The organism is Streptomyces sp. NPDC059816 (assembly GCF_042732055.1).
GTDB lineage: Bacteria > Actinomycetota > Actinomycetes > Streptomycetales > Streptomycetaceae > Streptomyces.
In genome coordinates, this window is record NZ_JBHWIQ010000012.1 from 40,905 (window position 1) to 67,528 (window position 26,624).

23 protein-coding genes are annotated in these 26,624 nt (G+C 72.6%); 12 read left to right on the forward strand and 11 right to left on the reverse strand.

Features of this window, described 5'->3' with window-relative positions; genetic code table 11:
- Window positions 1-41: 41 nt before the first annotated feature.
- Together ACFV88_RS17575 and ACFV88_RS17580 are read left to right on the forward strand one after the other, a co-directional pair.
- On the forward strand, window positions 42-251 hold the full coding sequence (locus tag ACFV88_RS17575) for a helix-turn-helix domain-containing protein (RefSeq protein ID WP_385491911.1): 210 nt from the start codon (window positions 42-44) through the stop codon (window positions 249-251).
- A complete protein-coding gene (locus tag ACFV88_RS17580; RefSeq protein ID WP_385491914.1) occupies window positions 251-853 on the forward strand; it encodes a Clp protease N-terminal domain-containing protein in 603 nt (200 codons plus the stop codon). The genes ACFV88_RS17575 and ACFV88_RS17580 overlap by 1 nt, the downstream gene beginning before the upstream one ends.
- 76 nt (window positions 854-929) lie before the next feature.
- Here the strand turns inward: ACFV88_RS17580 and ACFV88_RS17585 are convergent, their stop codons facing one another.
- Both ACFV88_RS17585 and ACFV88_RS17590 read right to left on the reverse strand, forming a co-directional pair.
- Window positions 930-2,072, reverse strand: coding sequence for a helix-turn-helix transcriptional regulator (locus ACFV88_RS17585; protein WP_385491917.1), 1,143 nt, complete (start codon window positions 2,070-2,072; stop codon window positions 930-932).
- Window position 2,073: 1 nt separating this feature from the next.
- Window positions 2,074-2,946, reverse strand: a complete 873-nt coding sequence (locus tag ACFV88_RS17590; RefSeq protein WP_385491920.1) for a DUF4097 domain-containing protein — start codon at window positions 2,944-2,946, stop codon at window positions 2,074-2,076.
- A 177-nt stretch (window positions 2,947-3,123) separates the two neighbouring features.
- Between ACFV88_RS17590 and ACFV88_RS17595 the strand changes: the two genes are divergently transcribed.
- Window positions 3,124-3,852, forward strand: a complete 729-nt coding sequence (locus tag ACFV88_RS17595) for a hypothetical protein (protein WP_385491923.1) — start codon at window positions 3,124-3,126, stop codon at window positions 3,850-3,852.
- Between the two features lie 440 nt (window positions 3,853-4,292).
- Here ACFV88_RS17595 and ACFV88_RS17600 read toward each other — a convergent pair whose 3' ends face one another.
- The 5 genes from ACFV88_RS17600 to ACFV88_RS17620 all read right to left on the reverse strand — a co-directional run bounded on the left by ACFV88_RS17600 (window position 4,293) and on the right by ACFV88_RS17620 (window position 11,588).
- Window positions 4,293-4,469 carry a DUF6104 family protein gene (locus ACFV88_RS17600; RefSeq protein ID WP_385491926.1) on the reverse strand — a complete coding sequence of 59 codons (177 nt, stop codon included), beginning with the start codon at window positions 4,467-4,469 and terminating at the stop codon, window positions 4,293-4,295.
- 121 nt (window positions 4,470-4,590) lie between these two features.
- The gene (locus tag ACFV88_RS17605) at window positions 4,591-8,418 is read right to left on the reverse strand and encodes a multifunctional oxoglutarate decarboxylase/oxoglutarate dehydrogenase thiamine pyrophosphate-binding subunit/dihydrolipoyllysine-residue succinyltransferase subunit (RefSeq protein ID WP_385491929.1); all 3,828 of its coding nucleotides are present in this window, start codon (window positions 8,416-8,418) and stop codon (window positions 4,591-4,593) included.
- Between the two features lie 394 nt (window positions 8,419-8,812).
- Window positions 8,813-9,922, reverse strand: coding sequence for an ATP-binding protein (locus ACFV88_RS17610; RefSeq protein WP_385492381.1), 1,110 nt, complete (start codon window positions 9,920-9,922; stop codon window positions 8,813-8,815).
- A gap of 92 nt (window positions 9,923-10,014) precedes the next feature.
- Window positions 10,015-10,755, reverse strand: coding sequence for a response regulator transcription factor (locus ACFV88_RS17615; protein WP_385491932.1), 741 nt, complete (start codon window positions 10,753-10,755; stop codon window positions 10,015-10,017).
- A 110-nt stretch (window positions 10,756-10,865) separates the two neighbouring features.
- On the reverse strand, window positions 10,866-11,588 hold the full coding sequence (locus ACFV88_RS17620; RefSeq protein WP_385491935.1) for a spermidine synthase: 723 nt from the start codon (window positions 11,586-11,588) through the stop codon (window positions 10,866-10,868).
- A 196-nt stretch (window positions 11,589-11,784) separates the two neighbouring features.
- On the opposite strand from ACFV88_RS17620, the gene lon reads away from it, so the two are divergent.
- A complete protein-coding gene (gene lon / locus ACFV88_RS17625) occupies window positions 11,785-14,217 on the forward strand; it encodes an endopeptidase La (RefSeq protein WP_385491938.1) in 2,433 nt (810 codons plus the stop codon).
- A gap of 83 nt (window positions 14,218-14,300) precedes the next feature.
- Here the strand turns inward: lon and ACFV88_RS17630 are convergent, their stop codons facing one another.
- Complete coding sequence (locus ACFV88_RS17630) at window positions 14,301-15,248, reverse strand: lysozyme (protein ID WP_385491941.1); 948 nt, start codon at window positions 15,246-15,248, stop codon at window positions 14,301-14,303.
- A 226-nt stretch (window positions 15,249-15,474) separates the two neighbouring features.
- On the opposite strand from ACFV88_RS17630, the gene ACFV88_RS17635 reads away from it, so the two are divergent.
- Both ACFV88_RS17635 and ACFV88_RS17640 read left to right on the forward strand, forming a co-directional pair.
- Complete coding sequence (locus ACFV88_RS17635; RefSeq protein ID WP_385491944.1) at window positions 15,475-16,002, forward strand: MarR family winged helix-turn-helix transcriptional regulator; 528 nt, start codon at window positions 15,475-15,477, stop codon at window positions 16,000-16,002.
- Window positions 16,003-16,044: 42 nt separating this feature from the next.
- The gene (locus tag ACFV88_RS17640; protein ID WP_385491947.1) at window positions 16,045-16,527 is read left to right on the forward strand and encodes a hypothetical protein; all 483 of its coding nucleotides are present in this window, start codon (window positions 16,045-16,047) and stop codon (window positions 16,525-16,527) included.
- 8 nt (window positions 16,528-16,535) lie between these two features.
- Here the strand turns inward: ACFV88_RS17640 and ACFV88_RS17645 are convergent, their stop codons facing one another.
- Window positions 16,536-17,312, reverse strand: a complete 777-nt coding sequence (locus ACFV88_RS17645) for a protein phosphatase 2C domain-containing protein (RefSeq protein WP_385491949.1) — start codon at window positions 17,310-17,312, stop codon at window positions 16,536-16,538.
- Between the two features lie 502 nt (window positions 17,313-17,814).
- Between ACFV88_RS17645 and ACFV88_RS17650 the strand changes: the two genes are divergently transcribed.
- From ACFV88_RS17650 to ACFV88_RS17670, 5 genes are all read left to right on the forward strand, one after another.
- Window positions 17,815-20,694, forward strand: coding sequence for a nitrate- and nitrite sensing domain-containing protein (locus ACFV88_RS17650; protein ID WP_385491952.1), 2,880 nt, complete (start codon window positions 17,815-17,817; stop codon window positions 20,692-20,694).
- Between the two features lie 89 nt (window positions 20,695-20,783).
- A complete protein-coding gene (locus ACFV88_RS17655; RefSeq protein ID WP_385492384.1) occupies window positions 20,784-21,338 on the forward strand; it encodes a roadblock/LC7 domain-containing protein in 555 nt (184 codons plus the stop codon).
- Complete coding sequence (locus tag ACFV88_RS17660) at window positions 21,335-21,769, forward strand: DUF742 domain-containing protein (protein ID WP_385491955.1); 435 nt, start codon at window positions 21,335-21,337, stop codon at window positions 21,767-21,769. Before ACFV88_RS17655 ends, ACFV88_RS17660 begins: the two co-directional genes overlap by 4 nt.
- Window positions 21,750-22,409, forward strand: coding sequence for an ATP/GTP-binding protein (locus ACFV88_RS17665; protein ID WP_385491957.1), 660 nt, complete (start codon window positions 21,750-21,752; stop codon window positions 22,407-22,409). The genes ACFV88_RS17660 and ACFV88_RS17665 overlap by 20 nt, the downstream gene beginning before the upstream one ends.
- 80 nt (window positions 22,410-22,489) lie before the next feature.
- The gene (locus ACFV88_RS17670) at window positions 22,490-23,752 is read left to right on the forward strand and encodes a styrene monooxygenase/indole monooxygenase family protein (RefSeq protein ID WP_385491960.1); all 1,263 of its coding nucleotides are present in this window, start codon (window positions 22,490-22,492) and stop codon (window positions 23,750-23,752) included.
- A gap of 19 nt (window positions 23,753-23,771) precedes the next feature.
- On the opposite strand, the gene ACFV88_RS17675 is transcribed toward ACFV88_RS17670, so the two are convergent.
- Window positions 23,772-24,881 (reverse strand): NlpC/P60 family protein, encoded by a 1,110-nt coding sequence (locus ACFV88_RS17675; RefSeq protein WP_385491963.1) that lies wholly within the window; start codon window positions 24,879-24,881, stop codon window positions 23,772-23,774.
- A 187-nt stretch (window positions 24,882-25,068) separates the two neighbouring features.
- Window positions 25,069-25,356 (reverse strand): hypothetical protein, encoded by a 288-nt coding sequence (locus ACFV88_RS17680; RefSeq protein WP_385491966.1) that lies wholly within the window; start codon window positions 25,354-25,356, stop codon window positions 25,069-25,071.
- Between the two features lie 231 nt (window positions 25,357-25,587).
- Here ACFV88_RS17680 and ACFV88_RS17685 point away from each other — a divergent pair, with 231 nt between their 5' ends.
- The gene (locus ACFV88_RS17685) at window positions 25,588-26,511 is read left to right on the forward strand and encodes an ADP-ribosylglycohydrolase family protein (protein WP_385491969.1); all 924 of its coding nucleotides are present in this window, start codon (window positions 25,588-25,590) and stop codon (window positions 26,509-26,511) included.
- Window positions 26,512-26,624: the final 113 nt, after the last annotated feature.

The following is a 26,624-nucleotide window of genomic DNA, read 5'->3' on the forward strand; positions in this document are numbered from 1 at the left end:
CTTTGATTGACGCGATGCATTTGTCAATGTACGTTGACGTCATGACCGAAGCAACGGATCTCGCCGCGCGAGCCGGTGATCGTGACCCCCGGGTCGGCCTGCGGGCCGTCGCCGCGCTGCGACGGCTGCTGGAGCGCCTGGAAGCCGTGCAGGTGCGCAGTGCCCGCCAGCAGGGGTGGTCGTGGCAGGAGATCGCCACGGAGCTGGGGGTCAGTCGGCAAGCGGTGCACAAGAAGCACGGGAGGCAGTGATGTTCGAACGGTTCACCGGGGACGCACGGGCCGTGGTGGTCGGGGCGGCCGAACAGGCGGCGCGCCGGGGGAGGCGGCAGGTGGAGGCGGAGCACCTGTTGCTCGCGCTGCTGGACCGTACGGGTGGCCGGGCGGCGTCCGTCCTGGTCGCCCTCGATGTCGACCGGCGGCGGGACTCCATGGTCCGGGCGCTGGCCGACGCGCGGCGGCGGGCGGGGCTGTCCCGTGCCGACTCCGAGGCCCTGGCCGGCCTCGGGATCGACGTCGAGCAGATCGTGGACCGGGTGGAGGAGGGGCATGGTGCCGGTGCGCTCGAACCCGAGGCGGGCCGGGGTGCGCCCCCGGCGCCGCGCCGCGGCTGGTTCTCGGGGCCCGCGTTCTCCTCGGAGGCCAAGGCCGTGGTGAAGGGGGCCCTGCGGATGGCGTTGGAGCGCGGGGAGCGGGAGATCGGCGACCAGCACCTGTTGCTGGCGTTGACGGCCCAGCCCGGAGTGGTCTCCGAAGTCCTCGCCGACCACGGGGTGGGGCTACCGGAGGTGTGGAAGGCGCTGTCCGCGGGCTCGTTCGGACGCGGAGACGGGGGCGCTGGACGAGCTGCGTGAGTGCAGGGGCGGTCCCGTGGACCGTAGACGCTGTCCACGGGGCCGCCCCGCCTCCGTGCGGGACGGGGCCCTGCCGCTAGGAACTCCGGTCCTCCGGGGTCCTGGTCGTCAGCGTTGCGGCGATGTGGGCCGCGGCTGTGGAGAGATGACGGCGCGCCGTACGGAACTGGGCCTCCGTGACGCCGTGATCGCGGGCGGCATCGCGGATGTCATCGCGGAAGCGGTCCAGTAGGCGGTCGAGGTCGCGGGCGGGGTCGTCCGAAGGGGTTTGCTCGGACCACTCCGGGGCGTAGCCCGCCGGGAAGGCGGACGGAGCCTCGCTGTACTCGGGCGGAGCCGTTCCGGGGTCGGCTTCCGTCGTGAGGTCCGGCTCCGCAGCGAAGTCCGGCTTCGCAGCGGGGTCGGTCTCCTGGGCGGGGTCCCGCTCAGGGGCGGGATCGGTCTTTCGGGTGGGGTCGGTCTCTTGGGTGGGGCGGGTCTGTCCGAACTCGCCGAACTCCTTGACCAGCTCCGACAGGCCCTCGCGGACCCCCGTGGGCCAATCGCCGCGCTGGAAGTGGGACTGCACCTGTTCCTGGACCCGCTTGGCGATCCGCTGGACCTCCTGCTGGGCCTGGGTCTGGGCCTCCTTGGCCTGGCGGCGGGCCCGCTGGGCCTCGTCACGCGCCCGGCGGCTCTCGTCCTTCGCCCGGCGAGCCTGTTCCTTCCACTCCTGCTTGGCGCGCTTCAGGTCCTCCTTGGCGCTCTGCCACGCCTGCGAGTCGCCCCACGAACCGTCGAGGAGGCCGGAGGGGTCGGGGAAGCCCGGCCCGCCCGCCGTGCCGCCGGAGGTCCGTGCCTGCTGGGCCGCCGCGCGCATGTCGCGGCGCAGGTCGCCCGCCGAAGTGCGCACGTCGTCGCGGATCTCCGCGGCGAGTTCCGCGACGGATTCGCGGATCTCCAGCTCCAGGTCGACCAGCTCGCCCTTGCGGCTGGCCAACTCGGCGCGGCCCGCCTCCGTGATGGAGTAGACCTTCCGCCCACCCTCGGTGGTGTGGGTGACCAGCCCCTCCGTCTCCAACTTGGCGAGTCGGGGGTACACCGTCCCGGCGGACGGTGCGTACAGCCCCTGGAAGCGTTCTTCCAGGAGGCGGATCACCTCGTACCCGTGGCGGGGGGCCTCGTCCAGGAGCTTGAGGAGGTAGAGGCGCAGTCGGCCGTGGGCGAAGACGGGGGGCATGTCACATCACCTTCCGGTCGGCGTCGACCCCGTCGGGGGCGGCGGGGGGCGGGGCGCCTGGGTGCTCGGCGCCGGGTCTGCGGAGTAGGGCGATCGAACCGGACATCGTACTGGCCTTGAGTTTGCCCGTGCCCGCGCCGAGGCGGCCGGTGATGCGCTTGGCACCCCACTGGTCGCTGACCCGTAGGCCCTCGAAGTGGTTCGACACGGCTCCGCTCGCGGTGTTCGCCTCGACCTCGGCGTCGGCGGGGTCCGGCAGCCGGATTGCGATCTCGCCGGAGACGCTGTTCAGCTCGACGTCTGCGGGGCGGCCGGTGGGGTCGAGGTCCACGATCATGGAGCCGCTGACCGAGTCCGCCCGGACCCTGGTGCCGGAGCCTTCGACGACGGTCAGATCGCCCGAGACGGAGTTGAACCGGAGGGTGCCCGTCAGGGCCTGGGCCTCGATGTTCCCGGAGACCGTATCGGTACGGACCGGGCCGTCCATGCCGACGAGCGTGGTGTCGCCTGTGACGCCCCGGACGTCCGTACGCCCCGCGATGCCGGAGATCACGGCCCCGGCGCCGACGACGCCGACCTCCACCCGGGTGCCGGTCGGGACCGTCAGTGACACGACCGCGCTACGGCGCCAGCCCTTGTTGTCGAGCCAGCGCAGGAAGCCCTTCCAGGGGAGGTCGTCGTACGCCACGGTCAGGACGCCGTCCTCATGGGTGATGACCAGGGGCGGACCCTCGATCTCGGACACCTGGAGCCGGGCGGAACTCTCCTCGGTACCCACCACGTTCACCGTTCCGTTGACGATGCGTACGTGGAGCGCCGTGACCGGGGCGTCGAGGCTGAGCTGTTGAGGCTCGGCGACGGACCACTCGGACATGGAACCTCCCTCGGTCGGAACTGGACGCGCCATATCGCGTCTTCTGCAATACACGATATATCGCGGATCGCCGGGGTCAAGTACCCGAAGGGGTCACCTTCGCGTTCCGTCGGTGGACCGGGGTGCGCCGGGGCACCGTGCGCGGCGGTTCGCCCCGTGGTGATCTAGCGTGGGGACATGGCGTTCGACCCGAGCTCCGCGACCGGGGCGCTGCTGCTCTGCCGGGCGGCCCCCGAGACCGTCACCGCCGCGGCCCGGCTGCTGCGCGAGCCCTTCCGGTGCGTCGCAGCGGGGGAGGGGTGGACGGCGCTGGTCCCCGGGACGACGCCCTGGGCGGACGGCGGCGATCCCGTGGACCGGGTGGTCACCGGTTGGGCGGGGGCACTGGCCGTCGGCGGTCAGTGGGCCGTGCTGGCACTGTGGTGGGACCCCGGGCACAGCGGCTTCGTCCTCGCGTCCGGGTTCCGGCGGCCCGTGGCCTTCGAGTGGCTGGCCAGCGGCACGCCGGTCGGTGAGGCGGAGGCCCTCCACACGTTCGCGCTGCGGCTCGGGCTGGACCCCGTGCTGGACGTGCAGGAGCTGGAGGAGCTGGCCCGGCCGGACTCCGACGCGGATGCGCGGGCGCGGCTCATCGGGCTGGTGGCGGTGCTCGCACGGACGGGGCTGGCGCTGCCGCGGGGGTTGGCGCCGGGGGCTCCGCCGGGGGTGCTGTGGGCTGTTGCGGCGCGGTACGAAGTGGTCGATGCGGTGTGGTGGGCGGTGCCGTTGCGGGGGGCCGCGGTGGTGCAGGTTCTGGGGGGTGTGCCGCTGGTGCTTGTGGGCCTTCGGCGGGGGCGGGGGTCCTGGGTGCTGGTCGGTGGGGTTCTTGTTGCCTCTGGGGTGTGGGGGTTGCGCCGTACGCGGTGAGGGTGCGGTTCCCCGCGGAGTTCCGGTGCGGGTCGGGGGTGGTTGCTCGCGCCGTTCCCCGCGCCCCCTTCGGGTGCGTTGCGCTGGGGTGTGCTGCTCTGCGCCGTGCGCTGGGGCTTCGCGCCGTTCCCCGCGCCCCTTCCGGGTGCGTCCACCTGGGGGTGCGCTGGCCCGTGCGGTGCGTCGGGTGGTTTGCGCAGTTCCCCGCGCCCCTGGTCGGTGCGTTCGGCTGTGCGTGCGCTGGTTCTGCTCGGGTGCGTGGTGGTTTGCGCAGTTCCCCGCGCCCCTTGAACCGGGTCGCTTCTCGCCGCCGTCGACCGTCCCGCCGGGACAGCACCCGGAGCGGACAACGCACCCTCAGGTGAACGCACCTGAAGGGGCGCGGGGAACTGCGCGGGGAACCACAGCGCACCCGCACGGGAACAGCGCGGCCGAAGGGCTTACTCTTCCTCGTCGTCCAGGCGGGCAAGCCACGTGGCGAGGCGTTCCACCGGAACCTCGAAGTCGGGGTTCAGGTCCACGAACGCGCGCAGCTGCTCGGCGAGCCACTCGAAGGTGACTTCCTCCTCGCCGCGCCGCTTCTCCAGTTCCTCGATGCCCCGGTCGGTGAAGTACAAGGTTCCGCTCCTGCTCAGGACCACGTGTTGGTCCCCTCAGGGTACGGCCCCGGGAACGCGGGGAGGCCCGGGCACCCGCCATCGCGGACACCCGGGCCTCCTCACGAACGTGCCGGGGGCGTTACGCCTCGAACACCTCGTTCACCAGCTGCTCCTGCTCGGCCTGGTGCCGCTTCGCCGAACCGACCGCGGGCGACGAACCGTGCGGGCGGGAGATCCGCCGCAGCCGCTCGCCGTGCGGGACGTCCGCGCCGACCGCCAGGTCGAGGTGGTCGATCAGGTTCAGCGCGATGAACGGCCACGCACCCTGGTTCGCGGGCTCCTCCTGGACCCAGAGGTACTTCTCCGCGTTCGGGTACTTGGAGATCTCCGCCTGGAGCTCCGCGCCCGGCAGCGGGTACAGCCGCTCGATCCGGATGAAGGCGGTGTCCTGGGTGCCGCGCTTGATCCGTGCGGCCTCCAGGTCGTAGTAGACCTTGCCCGCGCAGAAGACGACCTTCCGCACGGCCGCCGGGTCCACGGTGGTGTCACCGATGACCGGGCGGAAGCCACCCGTGGTGAACTCCTCCGTCTTCGACGCCGCGGCCTTGAGCCGGAGCATCGACTTCGGGGTGAAGACGACCAGCGGCTTGTGGTGCGGGTTGTGGACCTGCCAGCGCAGCAGGTGGAAGTAGTTCGACGGCAGGGTCGGCATCGCGACCGTCATGTTGTTCTGTGCGCACAGCTGGAGGAAGCGCTCCGGGCGGGCGGACGAGTGGTCCGGGCCCTGGCCCTCGTAGCCGTGCGGCAGCAGCAGGGTGACGCCCGAGGTCTGGGCCCACTTCTGCTCGGCGGAGGAGATGAACTCGTCCACCACGGTCTGCGCGCCGTTCACGAAGTCGCCGAACTGCGCCTCCCACATGACGAGGGCGTCCGGGCGGGCCAGCGAGTAGCCGTACTCGAAGCCCATCGCCGCGTACTCGGACAGCAGCGAGTCGTAGACGTTGTACCGGGCCTGGTCGTCCGACAGGTAGAGCAGCGGGGTGTAGTCCTCGCCGGTCGCCCGGTCGATCAGGACCGCGTGCCGCTGGCCGAAGGTGCCCCGGCGGGAGTCCTGGCCGGACAGCCGGACCGGGGTGCCCTCCATCAGCAGCGAGCCGATGGCGAGGGTCTCGCCCATGCCCCAGTCGATCGTGCCGTCCTCCACCATCGCCATCCGGCGCTGGAGCTGCGGCAGCAGCCTCGGGTGGACGGTGACCCGCTCGGGGATGTTCACCTGGGACTCGGCGATCCGCTTGACGACCTCCTGCGAGACCGCCGTGGTGACGGCCACCGGGAACTCGGGCTGCGGGTCGGGGCTGTGCACCTCACCGGGCTGCGAGGTGGCCTCGCGGACCTCGGTGAAGACCTTCTCCAGCTGGCCCTGGAAGTCCTGGAGCGCCTGCTCGGCCTCCTCCAGCGTGATGTCGCCGCGACCGATTAGGGACTCGGTGTACAGCTTGCGCACCGAGCGCTTCTTGTCGATCAGGTCGTACATCAGCGGCTGGGTGAAGGCCGGGTTGTCGGTCTCGTTGTGCCCGCGGCGGCGGTAGCAGATGAGGTCGATCACGACGTCCTTGTTGAACGCCTGACGGAACTCGAACGCCAGCCGTGCCACCCGCACCACGGCCTCGGGGTCGTCCCCGTTGACGTGGAAGATCGGGGCCTCGATCATCCGGGCCACGTCCGTCGCGTACATCGACGAGCGGGAGGACTCCGGGGCGGCGGTGAAGCCGACCTGGTTGTTGATGACGATGTGGACCGTGCCGCCGGTGCGGTAGCCCCGCAGCTGCGACATGTTCAGCGTCTCGGCCACGACGCCCTGGCCCGCGAAGGCCGCGTCACCGTGCAGGGCGACCGGCAGGACCGTGAAGTCCGTGCCGCCCTTGTTGATGATGTCCTGCTTGGCCCGCGCGACGCCTTCGAGGACCGGGTCGACGGCCTCCAGGTGCGAGGGGTTGGCCGTCAGCGAGACCTTGATCTGCTCGCCGTCGAGACCGGTGAAGGTGCCCTCGGCGCCCAGGTGGTACTTCACGTCGCCGGAGCCGTGCATCGACTTCGGGTCGAGGTTGCCCTCGAACTCGCGGAAGATCTGCGCGTACGACTTGCCCACGATGTTCGCGAGCACGTTGAGACGGCCGCGGTGGGCCATCCCGATGACGACCTCGTCCAGCCGGGACTCGGCCGCCGAGTCGATGACCGCGTCCAGCAGCGGGATGACGGACTCCGCGCCCTCCAGCGAGAAGCGCTTCTGACCGACGTACTTGGTCTGGAGGAACGTCTCGAACGCCTCGGCGGCGTTCAGGCGGCGCAGGATGCGCAGCTGCTCCTCGCGCTCCGGCTTGGAGTGCGGGCGCTCGACGCGGTCCTGGATCCACTTGCGCTGCTTGGGGTCCTGGATGTGCATGAACTCGATGCCGGTGGTGCGGCAGTACGAGTCGCGCAGCACGCCGAGGATCTCGCGCAGCTTCATCATCGACTTGCCGGCGAAGCCGCCGACCGCGAACTCCCGCTCCAGGTCCCACAGGGTGAGGCCGTGCTCGGTGATGTCCAGGTCGGGGTGCTTGCGCTGGCGGTACTCCAGCGGGTCGGTGTCGGCCATGACGTGGCCGCGGACCCGGTAGGAGTGGATCAGCTCGAAGACGCGGGCGGCCTTGGTGACGTCGTCGTCGTGCGAGGCGTCGATGTCCTTGAGCCAGCGGACCGGCTCGTAGGGGATGCGCAGCGCTTCGAAGATCTCGTCGTAGAAGCCGCTCTCGCCGAGCAGCAGGTTGGCGACGACCCGCAGGAACTCGCCGGAGGCGGCGCCCTGGATGACCCGGTGGTCGTAGGTCGACGTGAGCGTCATGACCTTGGAGATGCCGAGCTTGGTCAGGGTGTCCTGGGAGGTGCCCTGGAACTCCGCCGGGTAGTCCATCGCGCCGACGCCCATGATCACGGACTGGCCGGGCATCAGACGCGGCACGGAGTGGACGGTGCCGATGCCGCCGGGGTTGGTCAGGGAGACCGTGACCCCGGTGAAGTCGTCCATGGTCAGCTTGTTGTCCCGGGCGCGGCGGACGATGTCCTCGTACGCCTGCCAGAACTCGAAGAAGTTGAGCGTGTCGGCCTTCTTGATGGCCGCGACGACGAGCTGGCGGTCGCCGTTGGGCTTCACCAGGTCGATCGCGAGCCCGAGGTTGATGTGCTCGGGCTTGACCAGGGTGGGCTTGCCGTCCTTCACCGCGAAGGAGTTGTTCATGGCCGGCATGGCCTTGATGGCCTGCACCATCGCGTACCCGATGAGGTGCGTGAAGGAGATCTTCCCGCCCCGGGCGCGCTTGAGGTGGTTGTTGATGACGATGCGGTTGTCGAACAGCAGCTTCACCGGGACGGCGCGCACGGACGTGGCCGTGGGCAGTTCCAGGGAGGCGTTCATGTTCTTGACGACGGCGGCCGACGGGCCGCGCAGCGTCACGAACTCCGGGCCGGCGGTGGCCTCCGGCGCGGGCGCCGCGGCGGCGGGAGCCTTCGCGGGCGCTGCGGCCTTGGCCGGCGCGGGGGCACCCTGTGCGGTGGCGCCCTGGGCCGGTGCGGCGGGAGCCTGCCTCGGAGGCGTGGCCGGGACAGCGGCGGCGGCCTGCGGGGCCGGAGCGCTCGGGACGGCCGCGGCCGGGGTCGCGGGCTGCTCGGCCTGCTTGCCCGGGGCTGCGGTATCCGCCGGAGCCGGCGTGGCAGCAGCCCCCGGCTTGTAATCGGCGAAGAAGTCCCACCAGGCGCGGTCTACCGAGTTCGGGTCCTGGAGGTACTGCTGATAGATCTCGTCGACGAGCCACTCATTGGCGCCGAAAGCCGCGGCGGGGTCATGACCCTGCCCGGCTTGTTCGGTCGTATGGGCGCCTCCCGGCCGGAGGCTGGGGGAGCTCGAGTTACTGGGGGACTGTGGCGACACGGCGGCAACCGCCCTCTTCCGCTTCACAAGATGATGGACAGCGGGAATTAAGGCTACGCCTTGCGAGGCCAGGAGTGCAGGCGGGGCGGGTGATCCGTCGCGTAAGTCACACCGGAACCCGTGTTTCGGGGCTCGAAATGGCGGGAAACAACCGAGGTTCTCTGTCAGCCGGACGGTAAACGTGCACGTCACGGCCGGGCGGGGCGCGGCGCCGGGCGTACGGGACGCCGTCGGCGGCGGCTCTCGGCCGTACTGGATCGTGTCAGTCCGAGCGCTTTCACACCCGGGTTCACAACCCGACCGGGTCGGTTCGGGACGTGATCGGAACTGACGGAAGCGCATGCGAGCGCCCTGGCGCTCTGACGATCTTGGCCTGCCGCCCCGAACCTTAACGTCAACCGGGGCCGCGGAACAGCCCCGGAAGGAGGACCTGAATCCGGCAACCCCGGGAGGACTCGGCCACCCCGATCCGGCCCCGGTGCAGTTCCACCGCCCACCGGGCGATCGCGAGCCCCAGCCCGGTGCCGCCGTCGCTGCCCTGGCCGCCCGGAGGCTTCCCGGCGGGCGCGGCCTGGGCGCTGGGTGCGGAGCCCGCCGCCGGGTCGGTGTAGGGGCCCCGGTTGAACCGTTCGAAGACCCGGTGCCACTCCGACTCGGGGATGCCGGGGCCCTCGTCGGTGACCTCCAGGGTCAGCGATTCGGGGCCGGTGCCCCGCCGCGCCCGGACCGTGACCCGGCCGTGCGGGGGGCTGTGCTTGACGGCGTTGTCGATCAGGTTGGCGACGACCTGGTGGATGCGCTCCGGGTCCGCGTGCGCCGTCAGCTCCGGCGGCCACACGTCCAGGTGCAGGTGCACGTCGGTGCGGGTGTGGCTGCCCGATCCCGAGGCGATGCCCCCACGGGCCGAGGACACCATGTTGGCCTCCTTCAGCACCCCCGACAGATAGGGCCACACCTCGAAGCGGCGGGCCTTCAGCGGGACGACGCCGTTGTCCAGCCGGGACAGGTCCAGCAGGGTCTCCACCAGCCGCCCGAGGCGTTCCGTCTGCTTCAGGGCGGTGCGCATGGTCTCCGGATCGGCGGCCGACACCCCGTCCACCACGTTCTCCAGCACCGCCCGCAGCCCCGCGATCGGGGTGCGCAGTTCGTGCGAGACGTTGGCGACGAGTTCCTTGCGCTGCCGGTCCTGGGCCTCCAGGTCGTCGGCCATGCGGTTGATGGTGGTCGCCAGGTCGCCCAGTTCGTCCCCGCGGTCGTGGCCCCGTACCCGCCGGGTGTAGTCACCGTGGGATATCGACCGGGCCACGGTGTTCATCTCGTCCAGCGGCGAGGTCAGCGAGTGCGCCACGAACTGGGTGATCAGCAGGGTCGCGATCACCGAGAAGACCGTGATGAACCGCAGCTCGGTCGCGGTGCGCACCGCGATCATCAGCAGCCCCGTGGTGATGAACACCGAGACCACGACCAAGGTGCCGAGCTTGGTCTTGATGGAGAACGGGCGCAGCTTGCGGGAGCCGGGGCCGATGCCCGCGGCCTCCGCCGCCGCGCTGCCGGAACGGTCGGGGCCGGGGGGGCCGGGGTGCCCGGCGGGGGCGCTCACGGCGCCGGCGTCTCCAGCGCGTAGCCGACTCCGTGCACCGTGCGGATGCGCTCGGCGCCGATCTTGCGGCGCAGCGCCTTGATGTGGCTGTCGACGGTCCGGGTGCCGGAGGCGTCCGCCCAGTCCCAGACCTCGGCGAGCAACTGTTCGCGGGAGAGCACCGCGCGCGGGGTGTTCGCCAGGCACACCAGCAGCTCGAACTCGGTCGGGGTCAGGTGCACGTCCTCACTGCGGATCCGGACCCGGCGCTGGGCGTGGTCGATCTCCAGTTCACCGAGGCGCAGCGTGCCGCCCCGGGGCGTGGTCGCCGCGAGGGTGGCCCGTTCGACGCGGCGCAGCAGGACGTGCACCCGGGCGGCCAGCTCCCGCATCGAGAACGGCTTCGTCATGTAGTCGTCGGCGCCGACGCCGAGACCCACCAGCATGTCCGTCTCGTCGTCGCGGGCCGTGAGCATCAACACCGGCACGGGGCGCTGGGCCTGGACCCGGCGGCACACCTCCAGTCCGTCGAAGCCCGGCAGCATCACGTCGAGGATCAACAGGTCGGGTTGCCACGCCTGGGTGGTCTCCACGGCGGTCGGGCCGTCGCCCGCGGTCTGCACGACGAACCCCTCGGCCCGGAGCCGGGCGGCGATCGCCTCCACGATCGTCGCGTCGTCCTCCACCACGAGCACGCGCCGCTGGGCGCCGGGCGCCGCTGGGGTGCTGCCGTGTTGGGTGGTGTGTGTCTGCTCCATCGCCCGCCCCTGACTGCTGTTCGGAATCCGTGGGGTGATCCCATGGCTGTGCCCGGCACCGGAGTGATCCACGCGCCGGTTGCAGACTAAAGGCACGGAACGTGATCAGGCTATCCAGCTCGGACGGCGAGGTGGACGACGTCCGGAACGCCCCGGGCGACCGGGATTTCATGGGTACGGACCCCTTGGAACCCTGAATTCCGCAATGCCCCTTCGAAATCGGCGGAGGGCTGCGCCGACCACACGGCGAGCACCCCGCCGGGGGCGAGCCGTTCGCGGCACCGGGCGATGCCGTCGGGGGTGTAGAGCCCGCCGTTGTCGTCGGTGACCGTCCAGTCGGGCCCGTTGTCGATGTCGAGGCAGAGCGCGTCGTAGGTGCTGGCGCCGGTCCGCAGGTGCTCCAGCAGATCGGTGTGCAGGACCTCGGTGCGGGGGTCGGCGAGGGCTTCGCGGGACAGCGCGGACAGGGGGGCGCCGGGGCGGTGCCAGTCGATGATCGCGGCCTCGCGCTCCACCACGGTGATCCGGCCCCAGCGCGGCTGGGCGGCGGCCCGCACCAGGCTGAAGCCGACGCCCAGGCCCCCGATCAGGAGGCGGGGGCGCGTTTCGGGGTCACGGTCGGTGAGCGCGGCGGCGGCCAGGTCCACCAGGAGGCGTTCCGAGCGGCCGTCGGAGGTGTCCATCAGGAAGCAGCCGTTGGCGATGATCTGGAGCAGGTGGCCGTGGCGGCGCAGCACCACCTCGCCGTGCGGTCCGCTTCGTCGGTCGAGTACTTCCGGTGCGGTGTCGGGGGCGGGAGCGACTGCGGGGACGGTGCTCTGCTGGGGCGACATGGTGGCCATTGTGGCGCGGTGGGGTCGGCCCGCGCGGGGGGATTTCCGAGGGCGGTGGGCCGCGGACGCGGCCCGGAAGCACGGTGGCGGGCGAGGCCCCGACCGCTCCGCTGTGGGCGAACGGACGGCCGGGAACAATCGAGCGGCCCCGCGCATTGAGTCGACATAGCTCAACTTGAATGCCGAAGGGGAGATCATGGCTGCTGAGTCCGTTGGTTCCAAGAGCACCGTGCTGTCGCTGCCCGTGCTGCCCCTCGACGACGAGGTCGTACTGCCCGGCATGGTGGTTCCGCTGGACCTGAACGACCCCGACGTACGCGCCGCGGTGGAGGCCGCCCAGGCCGCCGCCCGCTCCGCACCGGGCAAACCACGGGTCCTGCTGGTCCCGAGGATCGACGGCACCTACGCCGGCACCGGAGTGCTGGGCACCGTGGAGCAGGTCGGCCGGCTCGCCGACGGCGACCCCGGGGCCCTGATCCGCGGCCGTGAGCGCGTCCGCATCGGCGCCGGAACCACCGGACCGGGCGCCGCCCTGTGGGTGGAGGGCACCCTCGTGGAGGAGGACGTGCCCGACCCGCTGCCCGGCGCCGTCACCGAACTCGTCACGGAGTACAAGGCCCTCGCCACCAGTTGGCTGCGCAAGCGCGGCGCCTGGCAGGTGGTGGACCGCGTCCAGCAGATCGAGGAGGTGTCCCCGCTCGCGGACAACTCCGGCTACTCGCCGTTCCTCACCCTGCACCAGAAGGTCGCCCTGCTGGAGACCGCCGACCCGGTGGCACGCCTCAAGCTCGCCACCGAACAGCTCCGCGAACACCTCGCCGAACAGGACGTCGCCGAGTCCATCGCCAAGGACGTCCAGGAGGGCGTCGACAAGCAGCAGCGCGAGTTCCTGCTCCGCCGCCAGCTCGACGCGGTCCGCAAGGAACTGCGCGAACTGAACGGCGACGGGGACGGCGAGGACGAGTCCGACGACTACCGGGCCCGCGTCGAAGCCGCCGACCTGCCCCAAAAGGTCCGTGAGGCCGCGCTCAAGGAGGTCGACAAGCTGGAGCGGGCCAGCGAACAGTCCCCCGAGGGCGGCTGGATCCGCACCTGGCTGGACACCGTCCTGGAACTGCCGTGGCACGAGCGCACCGAGGACCAGTACGACATCGAGGGCGCCCGGGCCGTGCTGGACGCCGAACACGCCGGCCTCGCCGACGTGAAGGAACGGATCACCGAGTACCTGGCGGTGCGCAAGCGGCGCGCCGAGCGCGGCCTCGGGGTCGTCGGCGGACGGCGCGGCGGCGCGGTGCTGGCCCTGGTGGGTCCCCCCGGCGTCGGCAAGACCTCGCTCGGCGAGTCCGTCGCGCACGCCATGGGCCGCTCCTTCGTCCGGGTCGCCCTCGGCGGCGTCCGCGACGAGGCGGAGATCCGCGGCCACCGGCGCACCTACGTCGGCGCCCTGCCCGGGCGCATCGTCCGCGCCATCAAGGAGGCCGGGTCGATGAACCCGGTGGTGCTGCTGGACGAGATCGACAAGGTCGGCTCCGACTTCCGGGGCGACCCGGCGGCGGCCCTGCTGGAGGTCCTGGACCCGGCGCAGAACCACACCTTCCGGGACCACTACCTGGAGGTGGAGCTCGACCTCAGCGACGTGGTCTTCCTGGCCACCGCGAACGTCCTGGAGGCCATCCCCGAGGCGCTGCTCGACCGGATGGAACTGGTCAGGCTCGACGGCTACACCGAGGACGAGAAGGTCGTCATCGCCCGGGACCACCTGCTGCCGCGCCAACTGGAGCGGGCGGGCCTGGACCCCGAGGAGGTCACCCTCGACGAGGGCGCGCTGCGCAAGCTCGCGGGCGAGTACACCCGGGAAGCGGGCGTGCGGACCCTGGAGCGGGCGATCGCGCGACTGCTGCGCAAGGTCGCAGCCCAGCACGAGCTGGGCGAGCGCGCGCTGCCGTTCACCGTCACCGACGGGGAACTGCGCGGGCTCATCGGACGCCCGCACCACGTGCCCGAGTCCGCCCAGGACCCGGCCGAGCGGCGGACCGCCGTCCCGGGGGTGGCGACCGGGCTCGCGGTGACCGGGGCCGGTGGTGACGTCCTCTACGTGGAGGCGTCGCTCGCCGACCCGGAGACGGGCGCGGCGGGGCTGACCCTGACCGGCCAGCTCGGTGACGTGATGAAGGAGTCGGCGCAGATCGCGTTGAGCTTCCTCCGCTCGCGGGGCGCCGAACTGGAACTGCCGGTCGGCGACCTGAAGGACCGGGGCGTGCACATCCACTTCCCGGCGGGCGCGGTCCCCAAGGACGGTCCGAGCGCGGGCGTCACCATGACGACCGCCCTGGCCTCGCTGCTCAGCGGGCGCCCGGTGCGCACGGACGTGGCGATGACCGGTGAGGTGTCGTTGACCGGCCGGGTGCTGCCCATCGGCGGGGTGAAGCAGAAGCTGCTCGCCGCGCACCAGGCCGGGGTCACCACGGTGGTGATCCCGAAGCGGAACGAGGCCGACCTGGACGACGTCCCGGCCGAGGTCCTGGAGAAGCTGGACGTCCACCCGGTGACGGACGTCCGCCAGGTCCTGGAGCTGGCGCTCAGTCCGGCGACCCGGGGCGCGACCCCCGAGGTGTCGATCGCCGCGTGACGCCTCCGCACGGGGACGCCCCCGTACGAGGACGGCCCTCCCCATCCGGGGAGGGCCGTCCTCGTGCGCGCGGACCCGGGCGGTCAGCCCGTGGCGAGGGCCTGGACCCGGTCGAGCGCGCCGTTGAACTTGTTGTGGTCGCCGACCGTGGGACCGGTCGAGGTGTACTGCCACATGGTCTGCACCGCCCAGCCCGCCGGGAGGGTCCCGGGGGTCGTCGCGTAGCGGGCGATCCACAGCGGGTTCACGCCGCCGAAGGCGGAGGAGTTGCCGGTGCACTGGGTCCACCAGCTGGTCGCCGTGTAGAGGACGGCGTCCCGGCCGGTGCGGAGGCGGTAGCGGTCCAGGAAGTCCTTGATCCAGGCGACCATCTGGGTGGACGTCTTGCCGTAGCAGGCGTCCCCGTACGGGTTCCACTCGATGTCCAGGGCGCCGGGCAGGGTGCGGCCGTCGCGCGACCAGCCGCCGCCGTTGTCGACGAAGTAGTCCGCCTGGGTTGCTCCGTTCGTGGTGTCCGGGGTCGCGAAGTGGTACGCGCCCCTGATCATGCCCACGTCGTACGAGCCGTTGTACTGCTGCGGGTGGTACGGGTTCTCGTAGTACGTGCCCTCCGTCGCCTTCACGTAGGCCCAGCGCACCCCGCTGTTCCACAGCGTCGACCAGGCCACGTTGCCCTGGTGGCTGCTGACGTCGACGCCCTCGGTCTGGGTGACGCGCCGCTGGGGCGGGACCCCGTCCTGCCCGTCGTGGGCGAGGACCCCCATCCCCATGTACGCCGAGCCGCGTTCCGGCACCGCGGGCGGGGTGACGGCGGCCGGGTCACCGTCGCTGACTGCCGGATCGCTGACGGCCGGGTCACCGGGGGGCGGACCCTCGGTGCCGGAGGCCGTCCCGGTCGAGAGAGCGGTGCAGAGGGCGCTTATCGAGAGGAGCAGCGCCGCAGCGGGCCGCCACGGTGACCGACCCGAACGGGTGCGGGCACGGTTGCTGACGCCGGGTCGGGGTCGGGACGTGGTGCGGGGGTGGTGCACGGGTGCCTCCGTCGGCCTGGGGGAGTGCGGGTTCAGATTCCAGGAGTACGGCGCCGGGCGGCCGTCCGCGCGTCGACGCCGGCGGGTGCGGCGGGCCGATCGAGCGGTCCGGGGCCCGGTCGGTGGCGCACCGCGGGGGACGGAACTGCGAAATACTGGTGCAGCCGGGGCGAGGTCGCCGCCGCGGCACGACGGCAGGGACCACGGGGAACGGGAAGACGGGGCAATGGGCGCGGATGTGGGCGAGGGCCGGGGCGGGGCACGATGCGGGCGCGGCGGGGACACCGGGCCCGCCGGGAGCACGGTGAGCGCCGTGGAACGGGTACGGGTGGAGTTCCTGGCGCTCGAACGGGAACTGACGGTCTTTCTGCGACGCGCCCGCTCGGCCTCCGGGGAGATCGCACGGTCCGTGCACCCGGAACTCGAACCGGGTGCGTACGGACTGCTCGTCATGCTCGACGAGAACGAGGTGCTGCGGGCGACCGACCTCGCCGGGTACGTGGGCGTCGGCAAGGCCACCATGAGCCGACAGCTGAAGGCGTTGGAGTCGCTGGGGCTCGTGGTCCGGGAGCCGGACCCCGCGGACGGGCGGGCGTCATTGATCCGTTTGACTGACGCGGGACGGGTGCGGGTGCAACGGGTCCGCGAAGCGCGGCGGGCGCGGTACGTCAGCCAACTGGCCGACTGGGCCCCCTCCGAGGTCGCCGAGCTGGCCCGGCTGCTCCACCGCCTCAACGAGTCGACGTCCCCCTGACCCTGCGTACTGGCCGAACGGGTGAGACCGAGGTACTCGGACGTGGTGAAGGGGAAGGGGCCCTCCGCGATCCTCGCTTGCGCAGCCGTGCTGCTCGCCGGGGGAGGAGCCCTCGGCTACCTCGGGGTCACGGAGGGCGGCGGCGCTGCCGGCCCGTCCCACGTGGAACTCCTCCAGGAGGCGGACTTCTCGGTCGACTCCCACCTCGCGGGCGGAGCGGAGGACCTCTTCTTCGGGAGGGTGCTCGCGGTGCGGGGGCAGCAGTGCCTGTTCGCCACGAAGTACCACCCGGGACACCGGTTCCACACGGTGATCCCGGTGTACGGGAAGCAACTGGTCCCGAACGGTGAGGTCCCCGTGTCCGGGGTCGCGGACGCTGACGGCGACGGGCGGACGACGATGTCCGACCGGTGGGAGATCGCCGTGAAGAACCAGGCGGACCTGTCGGCCGTGCCTTCGGAGCCCGAGCCGACCGAGGAGCCCGCCGACGATCCGCCGGTGGAACCGTCGCCGGGCGCTCCCTGACCCGGGGGCTACGGGATCACGTACGCGGCCGTCGCGTCGTCGTGCTGCTTGCCCGACGCGGGGCGGCCCTGTGCGTGCTCCGCGGCGCGTACCTGGTCGATCAGCGCCTGGGGGCCCTGCTTGGCGAGCACGTCCAGGCACTCGGCCCAGGTGCCCGACCGGAACCGCTCGACCCAGCGGGACGCCCCGTCGGTCAGCGCGGCGAGCGAGCGCACCGAGGCCCGGGGCAGCGCCCCGGTGACCGCCCGGGCGGACACCTCGGGATCGGCGGCGGCGGTGAAGAAGCCGCCCTCCTTGTTGCGCAGGGTGGCGTCCGTGGCGTCGGTCGACCGCAGGACCTCGCGCGGGGCGCGGTCGAGCCGGTCGTCCAGCACCGCTTCGACGCCCCCGTCCACGTGCTCGACGAGCAGGACGGAGTCGGAGAGCACCAGGTACTCGATCCGGGTCTCGTCCCACCGCGCCAGGACCACCGTTGCTTGCGGCGTTCGCACGTGAGAAAGGTCACAGAGTTGACGGTGTGCGTCCGCGGTCCTACGGATTGCGTGCGAAAGCACCTCCCGCAGCGTCAGATCCGTTCGCGAAACGGACAGTTCGCCGAGCGCTCCGCCGAGCCGGGCGGTGAACCAGGGAACGGTGTGTCGGCAGCCGTAGTCACCCGAGGGCGGGGTGACCCCGTCGAGTACGACCAGCGTTCCGCCCTGACCGGAGGCGGGAGCCGCGGTCGAGACGAAGTCTTCGTTCGGGCGGTCGGGGTCTCCGGGAGCCGTGGCGATTTCCATGCGCATCGGATCAGTCTGCATGAGCCCGCACCGATGCCCACGAATCGGTGGCGAGGGTGACGCTGAGGTGAACAGAGGTCAACGTTCCGCCGGTCGTCCACCACGGCGAGCTGACTGATTTGCGGGATAATGATCTATTCCGTCAACACGTGGTGGGGCATCCTTCCAAACCCAGTCGATCACGTCCAACCGGCACACCGCACACCCCCGCTGACGCGTGCCACTGGAACTTGCCGCCCAACTCCCGGTCGATGTTCACTCCTTCGGGTGGCGGGTCCGGTGATGCGCGACCGCTCTTCACCGGCGCTGGAATGGTCAGGTCCGAATCCGGCGGACCTGGTGGCCTGACGGTCCGTCATCCGGACCCATGAGTGCCGGAACCATGGGTAGTCGAGTCAGAATGCGAGCACCGGTGCAGAAAATGCGGCCTCGGCGCAAGGGTGGGCGGGCGGCCTCGAAGCAGGGTGCGGTCCCGGCCGGGTCCGGCGCGCCCCAGGGTTCCCCCGGCATGCCCGGAACCCTCGCGACCCCGCCGCCGCCCGGCGGGCCCACGATGCCCGGCGCCCCCGCCGCCCGGGGGGAGGGCCTCGGTGACCCGCCGCCCGCCGCCACCCCCGAGAAGCCGGCCAAACCGCGCGCCCGGGTCCGCAACCGGCTGCTGATCTCCGTCGCCGTCGTCGCCGCCGCCATCGCCGGCGCCGGCGCCCCCGCACTCCTGTCGACCACCGGCGACCTCCGGGACGCCCAGAGCCTCGTCACCGCCGCCGAGCGGGCCCGCGAGGGCAGCTCGCTCGCACACGCCCTCGCCGACGAACGCGACGAGGTCATCGCCTTCATCGCCGCCGGGCGCCCCGAGGGCAAGGGCCTGTCCGAACAGCGCAGCGCCCGGGTCGACCGTCGCGTCCAGGAACTGCGCGCCGACGCCCCCACCCCCCTGCGCGCGGACCTGGACGCCGTCGCCGCCGCCCGCCGCGCGGCCCTCACCGGCAAGAGCAGCGCCCTCCAGGCCCACGACGCGTACGCGAAGGTCATCACCGAACTCCACCGGCTCGCCGAGGACGTCGCCGAGCGCACCCCGCCCGCCGCCGCACCCGGCGCCCGTTCCCTGGCCGATCTGGACCGCGCGGTGGAACAGGCGTCCGGGGCCCGCGGACTGCTGCTCGCCGCGTTCGCCGTGCCCCGCTCCACCGCCACCCAGATCAACCAGGTCACCGGGCTCCCCGAGACCGTCCCCGACGAGTCCGGGGCCCAGGCGGCGCAGCGCCTCGAACTCAGCACCGCGGCGCAGCTCGCCCACCACCGCTCCACCGCGGCCCTCGCCGACTTCCGGGACGTGGCGCCCGCCGCGGACCTCGCCTCCTTCGACTCCACCGTCAACGGGGCCGAGGTCACCACCGCCGAGCGCCAACTGAAGCGGCTCACCGACGAGGCGAAGCTCAGCGAGGCCGACCTCGCACTCGACCCCAAGGAGGTCGCCGCCGCGCTCGCCTCCCGCGTCGACCTCATGCGGGGCGCGGAGGCGTCGCTCGCCGAGGCCCGCATCGACCGCCTCGAACAGCTGCGCGACGACGCCGTCACCGATCTGGAGATCCGGGTCGCCGTCCTCGGGGTGCTGCTGCTGGTCGCGGTGGGCGTCTCCATGGGCATGGCCCGTTCGCTGACCCGCCCGCTGGCCGTGCTCCGGATCGGCTCCGCCCGCCTCGCCGCCGACCCGGCCGTCGAGGAACCCGTCACGTTCACCGGCCGCAACGACGAGTTCGCGCAGGTCGTCCGTTCGGTCAACGCCCTCCATGCGCACGCCGTCGCCCTCCAGGAGCGGCTGGTCACCCTGGAGGGCGACCGCAAGCACCTCATCGGCGAACGCCAGACCATGGCCGACCGCACCGCCGAACTGCGTGCGGAACTCGCCGACGCCTCCGCCCACCTCGAACGGGTCCGGCACAGCATCCAGGGCACCTTCGTGAACCTCGCGCTGCGCACCCTCGGCCTGGTCGAACGGCAACTCGCCGTCATCGAGGGGCTGGAGGCCCGCGAGCAGGACCCGGAGCGGCTGGCCACCCTCTTCAAGCTCGACCACTTCGCCACCGTGATGCGCCGGCACAGCGAGAACCTGCTGGTCCTCGCCGGAGCCGACCACGGCCACCAGCACCCCGGCCCGGTGCCCCTGGTGGACGTCGCCCGCGCCGCGGTCAGCGAGATCGAGCGGTACGAGCGGGTGCGGATCACCGCCCTGCCGCCGCACGCCCACATCGCCGGCTTCGCCGCCGACGACCTCAGCCATCTGCTCGCCGAACTCCTGGAGAACGCGACCTCGTTCTCCCCGCCGGACGCCTCCGTCGAGGTCTCCGGCTGGCTCCTGGAGAACGGCGAGGTGATGCTCTCGGTGCAGGACGAGGGCATCGGGATGACCGCCGAACGGCTGCGCGAGCTGAACGTGCGGCTGTCCGAGTTCGACCCCGCGGACCAGGTCGCCGGCCCCGAGTCGGAGGACGGCCTCGGCCTCGGCCTCTACGTGGTGGCCCGGCTCGCCCACCGCCACGGAGTACGGGTCCAGTTGCGCGAGCAGAAGCAGGGCGGCGTGACCGCCGTCGCCGTGCTGCCGAAGGCGATGCTCGCCGCCGAACCCGCGACGGCGCTGGCCGTCCCGCCGCCGGTCGGGTCCACCGGGCCCGCCCTGCGGCTGCCCGGCTCCGAGGCCGAGGCCAACGCCAATGTGCTGGGGGGACGGGGGACTCCGGGGGACCCCCTCATCGCCGCGGCCGAGGACGCCGTCCGCCAGTCCCAGGCACCGTCCGGAACGTCTTCCGAGGCGCCGTCCGAGACGCTGTCCGAGACGACGATGGAGTTGGTGCTCCCGCCGGAACCGCCGGCCGCCGCGGTGACCCCCGCGACGGACCCGGGCACCGCACGGGACCCGGGCACCGCACCGGGACCCACGGCCCTGCCGTCGCGGAACCCGGCGCACGCACCCGCGGCCGGACCGGCGCGCACCCCGGCGCACCGACCGGCCGGGGACGACGGCGGACACCATGCGCGCGCCCGTGACGAGGCACCGTCCGCGTCACCGGCACCGCCCGGTGCACTATCCGTCGACCCGTCACCGGCGAGCACCGCGTCCGCCGTTCAGGGGGACGCGCCCGCGCGGACCCGTCTGACCGACAAGGGCCTGCCCAAGCGGACGCCTAGGATCAGTGAGCCCGCAGCCGTGGCCCAGCCGAGAGGAGGGGGCGTCGACGCCGACGCCCTCCGGCGCAAGCTCGGGGGCTTTCACCAGGGGGCCGCGGCCGGCCGCCGGGACGTGGCCGTCGAGATCGACGGCGCACCGGCGACACCTTCCGGACGCGGCGGAGGAACACAGGGGGACACAGTCGAGGAGGGAAGCAGTTGACTGCGCCCAGCACATCACCCGGTATCGGTACGCCGTCCCAGACCGCCCGCGAGGGTGCCCGGACGGAAGGCGCCGCAGGTGCGTTCGGACTGAGCCGTGAGGCCCGGAACCTGCACTGGCTGTTGGCGAACCTGGTGGAGGAGGTGCCCGGTCTGCTGTCGGTGGCGGTCGTTTCGTCGGACGGCCTGCTGTTGCTCTCCTCCGACCCGGGCAGGGTCGAGGAGGCCGCGACGGCCGATCGGCCCCAGGGCCCCCGCGGATCGTCCGCGGACCTCGCCACCATCGTCTCCGGACTCGGGAGCCTGACCCTCGGCGCCGCCAAGCTGATGGACGGCGGCGGGGTGAAGCAGACCATGGTCGCCATGAGCGAGGGCAGCCTGTTCGTCATGTCCATCAGCGACGGTTCGCTGCTGGGGGTGCACGCCACCCCGGACTGCGACATGAGCGTCGTCGCCTACCACATGGCCCTGTTCGTGGGCCGCGCCGGACACGTCCTCACCCCGGAACTCCGCAGCGAGCTGCGCCAGTCGGTCGAGGCGCTGTCCCCGGACCCGGAGGCGGAGTCGGTCGAGGAGTCGCCGGAGGTGCCCCGGCCACGGGGACCCCAGGAGTCGGGGTCCCGGACCGTGGGGAGCGCGCAGTGACCGCATCCGGTCCTTCGGCCGCCGCGGACGGCACGCCCTCCGGCAAGCTGCCGGTGCGCGGCGGCGACAAGCGGCCGGCACGGGTGCGCCCGTACTCGCTCACCGGCGGGCGGACCCGTTTCGGGCACGTCCTGCTGGTCGAGACGTTCGTCGCGGCCCTGGAAGCACCCGAGGAGCGGCGCGAACTACCCAACGGCTCGCTCGCGACGCGGGTGATGCCCGAGATGCGGGCCATCGTGGAACTGTGCCGCCGGATGCGGACGGTGGCCGAGATCGCCGCGCTGCTGAAGATGCCGCTCGGCGTGGTCCGCGTCCTGCTCAGCGACCTGGCGGATCAGGGCAAGATCCGTGTATATGGAACCGGTCACGGCCCGGGACAGCCGGACCGCGCGCTGCTGGAAAGGGTGCTCAGTGGACTCCGTCGTCTCTGAACCGCTGCCGTCCACCGTCCCCGCCTCCGTCCCTGACGTCGACGTCGACGTCGACGGGGCGCTCCTCCAGACGTGGCAGAAGGACCGCACCCGGGCCCCGATCGCCACGAAGATCGTCATCGCGGGCGGGTTCGGCGTCGGCAAGACCACCCTCGTCAAGGCCGTCTCGGAGATCGAACCCCTCCAGACGGAGGCGCTGATGACCGAGGCCAGCGTCGAGACCGACGACCTGTCGGCGACCCCGGACAAGAAGACCACCACGGTCGCCATGGACTACGGCCGCATCACCCTCGCCGACGACCTCGTCCTCTACCTGTTCGGCACGCCCGGACAACAGCGGTTCTGGTTCATGTGGGACGACCTGGTGCGCGGTGCGATCGGCGCGGTCGTCCTGGCTGACACGCGTCGCCTCTCCGACTGCTTCCCCGCGCTCGACTACTTCGAGAGCTGCGGGCTCCCGTACGTCGTGGCCGTCAACCACTTCGACGGCAGCGAGCGGTTCGAGGAGGAGGACGTGCGCGACGCGCTCACCGTCCCCGCACACGTACCGATCCTGATCATGGACGCGCGCCGACGGATATCCGCCGTCGAGACGTTGTTGGCCGTGGTCCGCCAGGCCCTGGAGTTCAGCCCCGCCTAGCCGCCGGCGGCGGGCGCGGGCGAACCCCGCGCCGGCCCCGGACGTTCAGTGGTCCAGAGGTTCGACAGGAGAACACCCGCATGCGGAGAATACTGATAGTCGGAGCCGGTCAGTCCGGTCTCCAACTCGCCCTCGGCCTCCAGTCGCAGGGGTACGAGGTCACCCTCATGTCCAACCGCACGGCCGACGAGATCCGTACCGGTCGCGTCATGTCGACGCAGTGCATGTTCCACACCGCGCTCCAGCACGAGCGCGACCTCCAGATCAACTTCTGGGAGTCCCAGGCCCCGCAGATCAAGGGCCTCGGCGTCTCCGTCGCCGGACCGCCGTCGGACGCCGACGCCGACGCCGACGGCCCCCGGCCCCGTGTCATCGACTGGGTCGGCACCCTCGACGCGTACGCCCAGTCCGTCGACCAGCGGGTCAAGATGGCCGGCTGGATGGACACCTTCGCCCAGCGCGGCGGACAGGTCGTCATCCACGGCGCCGCCGTCTCCGACCTCGACTACTTCTCCCGCACCTACGACCTCGTACTCGTGTCAGCGGGCAAGGGCGAACTCGTCTCGATGTTCGAGCGGGACCCCTCGCGCTCCCCCTACGGCGAGCCCCAGCGGGCGCTGTCCGTCGCCTACGTGCACGGCCTCGGGGCCCGGCCCGAGCACCCCGACTACGACGCGGTGCGCTGCAACCTGGTGCCCGGGGTCGGCGAACTGTTCGTGATGCCGACGCTCACCACCTCGGGCCGGGCGGACATCCTCTTCTGGGAGGGCGTGCCGGGCGGCCCGCTCGACGTGTTCCAGGGCGTGCGGGACCCCGCGGAGCACCTGGCGCTCACCCTGGAGCTGATGGAACGCTTCACGCCCTGGGAGCACGCGCGCGCCACCGAGGTGGAACTGACGGACGCCGGCGCCACCCTGGCCGGACGGTACGCCCCGACGGTCCGCCACCCCGTCGGACGGCTGCCCGGCGGGGGCGCCGTGCTCGGCGTCGCGGACGTGGTCGTCGCCAACGACCCGATCACCGGCCAGGGCTCCAACTCGGCGTCCAAGTGCGCCGCGGCCTACCTCGACGCGATCGTGTCGCACGGGGACGCCGCGTTCGACGAGACGTGGATGCAGGCCACCTTCGACCGGTACTGGGAGAGCGCGCAGCACGTCACCCGGTGGACCAACACGATGCTGGCGCCGCCGCCGGAGCACGTGTTGAACCTGATCGGCGCGGCGGGCGGACTCCAGCCGGTGGCCGACCGGTTCGCCAACGGGTTCAACGACCCGGCCGACTTCGAGGGCTTCTTCTACGACCCGGACAAGGCGAACGCCTACCTCGCGGAGGTCGGTGCCTGACCCTCCCGGTCCGGACGCCTCAGGACCCGGGCGCGGCGCTCGCCCCGTACCCGGTGTCCGAGCCGTCGCGCGCGCCCTCGGGCAGCTCCGGGGGCGCGTAGGAGGCCAGCGGCTCGGCGGCCGGGTCCGGACGGACCGCGCCGAGCACCGGGTTCGCCGCCACGGGGGAGACCTTCACCCGGGCACCCGGCCGGGGCGCGTGCACCACCTGGCCGTCACCGAGGTAGAGCGCGACATGGGTGGCTCCGGGGAAGTACACCACCAGATCGCCCGGGCGCAGTTCGTCCAGCGGTACGCGCCGCAGCTCACTCCACTGCTCCTGGCTGGTCCGCGGCACCGCGGCGCCCGCCTCCTCCCAGGCCCGCGAGGTGAGCCCCGAGCAGTCGAAGGACGCGGGCCCCTCTGCACCCCACTCGTACGGCTTCCCGAGTTGCGCCACCGCGAACCGTACGGCGGCGGCCCCGCCCGCGGTGGGCGTCCGCGCGGCCGGGGAACCGCCCAGCGCCCCCGAGGCGAGGAAGCCGCGCTGGGCCTCGGCGGTCGTCGCCGCCTCCAGGCGCTCCAGTGCGGCGAGTTGCGCGGCCGTGAGGGAGGCGAGCAGTTCCTCGACCTCGTCGAGCCGTCCCTCGACCTCGTCCCGGGCGTCCTTGCGGCGGTCGGCGAGGGTCTGCTGTTCGTCCAGGGCGGCCCGGGCCCGACCGGCGAGGACCGCGGCCGTGCGCTCGTCGGCGGTGAGCTCGTCGACCGCCGCCACCCAGTGCCGGGCGGCCCGGCCCAGGACGCGCTTCTCGGCGAGCAGCCGGTCCGGGTCACGGGCCGTCAACAGCCGCAGGTACGGGGAGAGCGAGCCGCTGGCCCGGTACTGGCCGCGGGCCAGCCGCCCGGCGGTGCCGCGGCTCGCGTGGAGTTCGCCGCGGGCCTGCGCCAGCCGGGCCTGGACCGTGCCGACCTGGTGGCGGCGCCGTGCCAGTTCCTCCTCGGTGGCGTTGAAGCGGTCGGTGGCCTCGCCGGCCTCGCGGTACAGCCGCTGAAGGTCCGTCAGCAGTGCGGAGACCGGCCGGTCCGGCGGGGCGGGCGTCGCGTCCGCGGTCACCGGGGCGGACAGCGCCGCCACCACGAGCGCGGCCACCGCCGCCCGGGCCGCCCGGCGCGGGCGGCGTGTCTGCCGTGGCCGGTGTGGCTGACGTGGTCGATATGTCGAAGTGTTTGACATCGCGTCACCTCCGCCCGCGGGGCGCCCCGTGCGGCCCGCAGGGGGAGCCTGGGGGCCGGGCGGCCGGACCGCGCGCCGGGGTGGGCGAAACGGAGCAGTGCCGTCACCCGGAGTCGGTACCCGGCGCCCGTCGCGGCTTGCTCCACGGCCAGCGCGGGCCCACCGGTCCGCCCTCGGGGTCGTACGCGTACTTCCAGCCGCGGTGGAGCACCAGCCGGCGGCCGGCCTGGACGGACACCCGGCGGTAGACGAGGACGGTCGGGGGCTCACCGTCCGGGCCGGGGACGGGCACCTGGTAGACCTTCGGGGGATGACCGGTCGGCCCCACCAGCACCGGGATGACCCGGCCGTCCAGGGGGCCGCCGACGAACAGGGTGTCTTCGCTGCGCACGTCAGGCAGTGTCGCACCCGGCGGGTCCGGGCCGGTGGACCGGGACCGCGACCGGGCCGGACCCGCGGGTCCGGCAGCGGCGCCCGGGCCTCACCACCCGTGATCGTCCGACCACCTGGGACGTCCGTGACGCCCAGGGAAAGGGAATCCGACGGCCAGGTGTCGGCAAGGCTTACGGAAAGCCGGGCAAAGGAGCGGGTCAGCACGGTGATCAGCTGGCACCATGACGCCATGAACGAAGCCCTGGCCCCCGCGGACCGTCGCGCCGCCGCACACGACAGCATCGACGCGCTCGCCCTGGGCGACGCGTTCGGCGAGCGTTGGTTCCCGCTGTTCCGGGAGCGGGAGCAGGCCGTGTCGGAGATCCGCAGCCGCCGCATGCCGCGCGAGAAGGAGTGGCGCTGGACCGATGACACCGCGATGGCCCTCGCGGTGCTGCGCTGCCTCGAACAGCACGGCGAGATCGACCCGGTGGCGCTGGCCGACGCCTTCGGCCGGGCCTACGCGGCGGACCCGGGCCGCGGGTACGGGGCCGGGATGCACGAACTGCTGCCCCGGCACGCCGAGCGGCCCGAGGCGTGGCACGAGTCGGCCGGTGCGCTCTTCGACGGTCAGGGCAGCCTCGGCAACGGTGCGGCGATGCGGGTCGCGCCGCTCGGCGCGTGGTTCTCGGACGACCTCGAACGCGTCGCCGCACAGGCCGAACTGTCGGCGCGGGTCACCCACGCCCACCCGGAGGCCGTCGCGGGGGCCGTGGCGGTCGCGGTCGCCGCGGCGCTCGCGGCCCGGGCCCGGCTCAGCGTCGCCGCGGTCGCCGAGGCCACCCCGGCGGGCGCGGTGCGGGACGGACTCCTCGCGGCCGACCGGTTGTCCTTCGCCACCGAGCCGTGGCGGGCGGCCGACGCGCTGGGCAGCGGGCAGCGGGTCCGTGCCGACGACACGGTCCCGTTCGCGGTGTGGACCGCCGCCCGCCACCCCGACGACCTGGTCGCCGCGCTCTGGGCCACGGCGGAGGGCCTGGGGGACGTGGACACCACGTGTGCGATCACTGCGGGCATCGTCGGCGCCCGTACCGGCACGGCCAGCGTGTCGGAAGCCTGGCTGAAACGCCGGGAGGCCCTGCCGGGCTGGCTCACGGACGTCACGACGCCCTGACCGGGGCGGGTGCCGGGGCCGGTGCGGGGCCGGGGGATTCACCCGATTGGCTGATCGCCCCCGGTATCCGCTGGGTACGCTTGCCCCATCAGGCAGACTCCGACCCATGGGAG

Excerpts from the sequence above, each read along its gene's own strand:
- ACFV88_RS17575 (WP_385491911.1), top strand. The coding sequence starts at position 42 with ATGACCGAAGCAACGGATCTCGCCGCGCGAGCCGGTGATCGTGACCCC.
- ACFV88_RS17580 (WP_385491914.1), top strand. The coding sequence starts at position 251 with ATGTTCGAACGGTTCACCGGGGACGCACGGGCCGTGGTGGTCGGGGCG.
- ACFV88_RS17585 (WP_385491917.1), bottom strand. The coding sequence starts at position 2,072 with ATGCCCCCCGTCTTCGCCCACGGCCGACTGCGCCTCTACCTCCTCAAG.
- ACFV88_RS17590 (WP_385491920.1), bottom strand. The coding sequence starts at position 2,946 with ATGTCCGAGTGGTCCGTCGCCGAGCCTCAACAGCTCAGCCTCGACGCC.
- ACFV88_RS17595 (WP_385491923.1), top strand. The coding sequence starts at position 3,124 with ATGGCGTTCGACCCGAGCTCCGCGACCGGGGCGCTGCTGCTCTGCCGG.
- ACFV88_RS17615 (WP_385491932.1), bottom strand. The coding sequence starts at position 10,755 with ATGGAGCAGACACACACCACCCAACACGGCAGCACCCCAGCGGCGCCC.
- ACFV88_RS17620 (WP_385491935.1), bottom strand. The coding sequence starts at position 11,588 with ATGTCGCCCCAGCAGAGCACCGTCCCCGCAGTCGCTCCCGCCCCCGAC.
- lon (WP_385491938.1), top strand. The coding sequence starts at position 11,785 with ATGGCTGCTGAGTCCGTTGGTTCCAAGAGCACCGTGCTGTCGCTGCCC.
- ACFV88_RS17635 (WP_385491944.1), top strand. The coding sequence starts at position 15,475 with ATGGGCGCGGATGTGGGCGAGGGCCGGGGCGGGGCACGATGCGGGCGC.
- ACFV88_RS17645 (WP_385491949.1), bottom strand. The coding sequence starts at position 17,312 with ATGCGCATGGAAATCGCCACGGCTCCCGGAGACCCCGACCGCCCGAAC.
- ACFV88_RS17650 (WP_385491952.1), top strand. The coding sequence starts at position 17,815 with ATGCCCGGAACCCTCGCGACCCCGCCGCCGCCCGGCGGGCCCACGATG.
- ACFV88_RS17670 (WP_385491960.1), top strand. The coding sequence starts at position 22,490 with ATGCGGAGAATACTGATAGTCGGAGCCGGTCAGTCCGGTCTCCAACTC.
- ACFV88_RS17685 (WP_385491969.1), top strand. The coding sequence starts at position 25,588 with ATGAACGAAGCCCTGGCCCCCGCGGACCGTCGCGCCGCCGCACACGAC.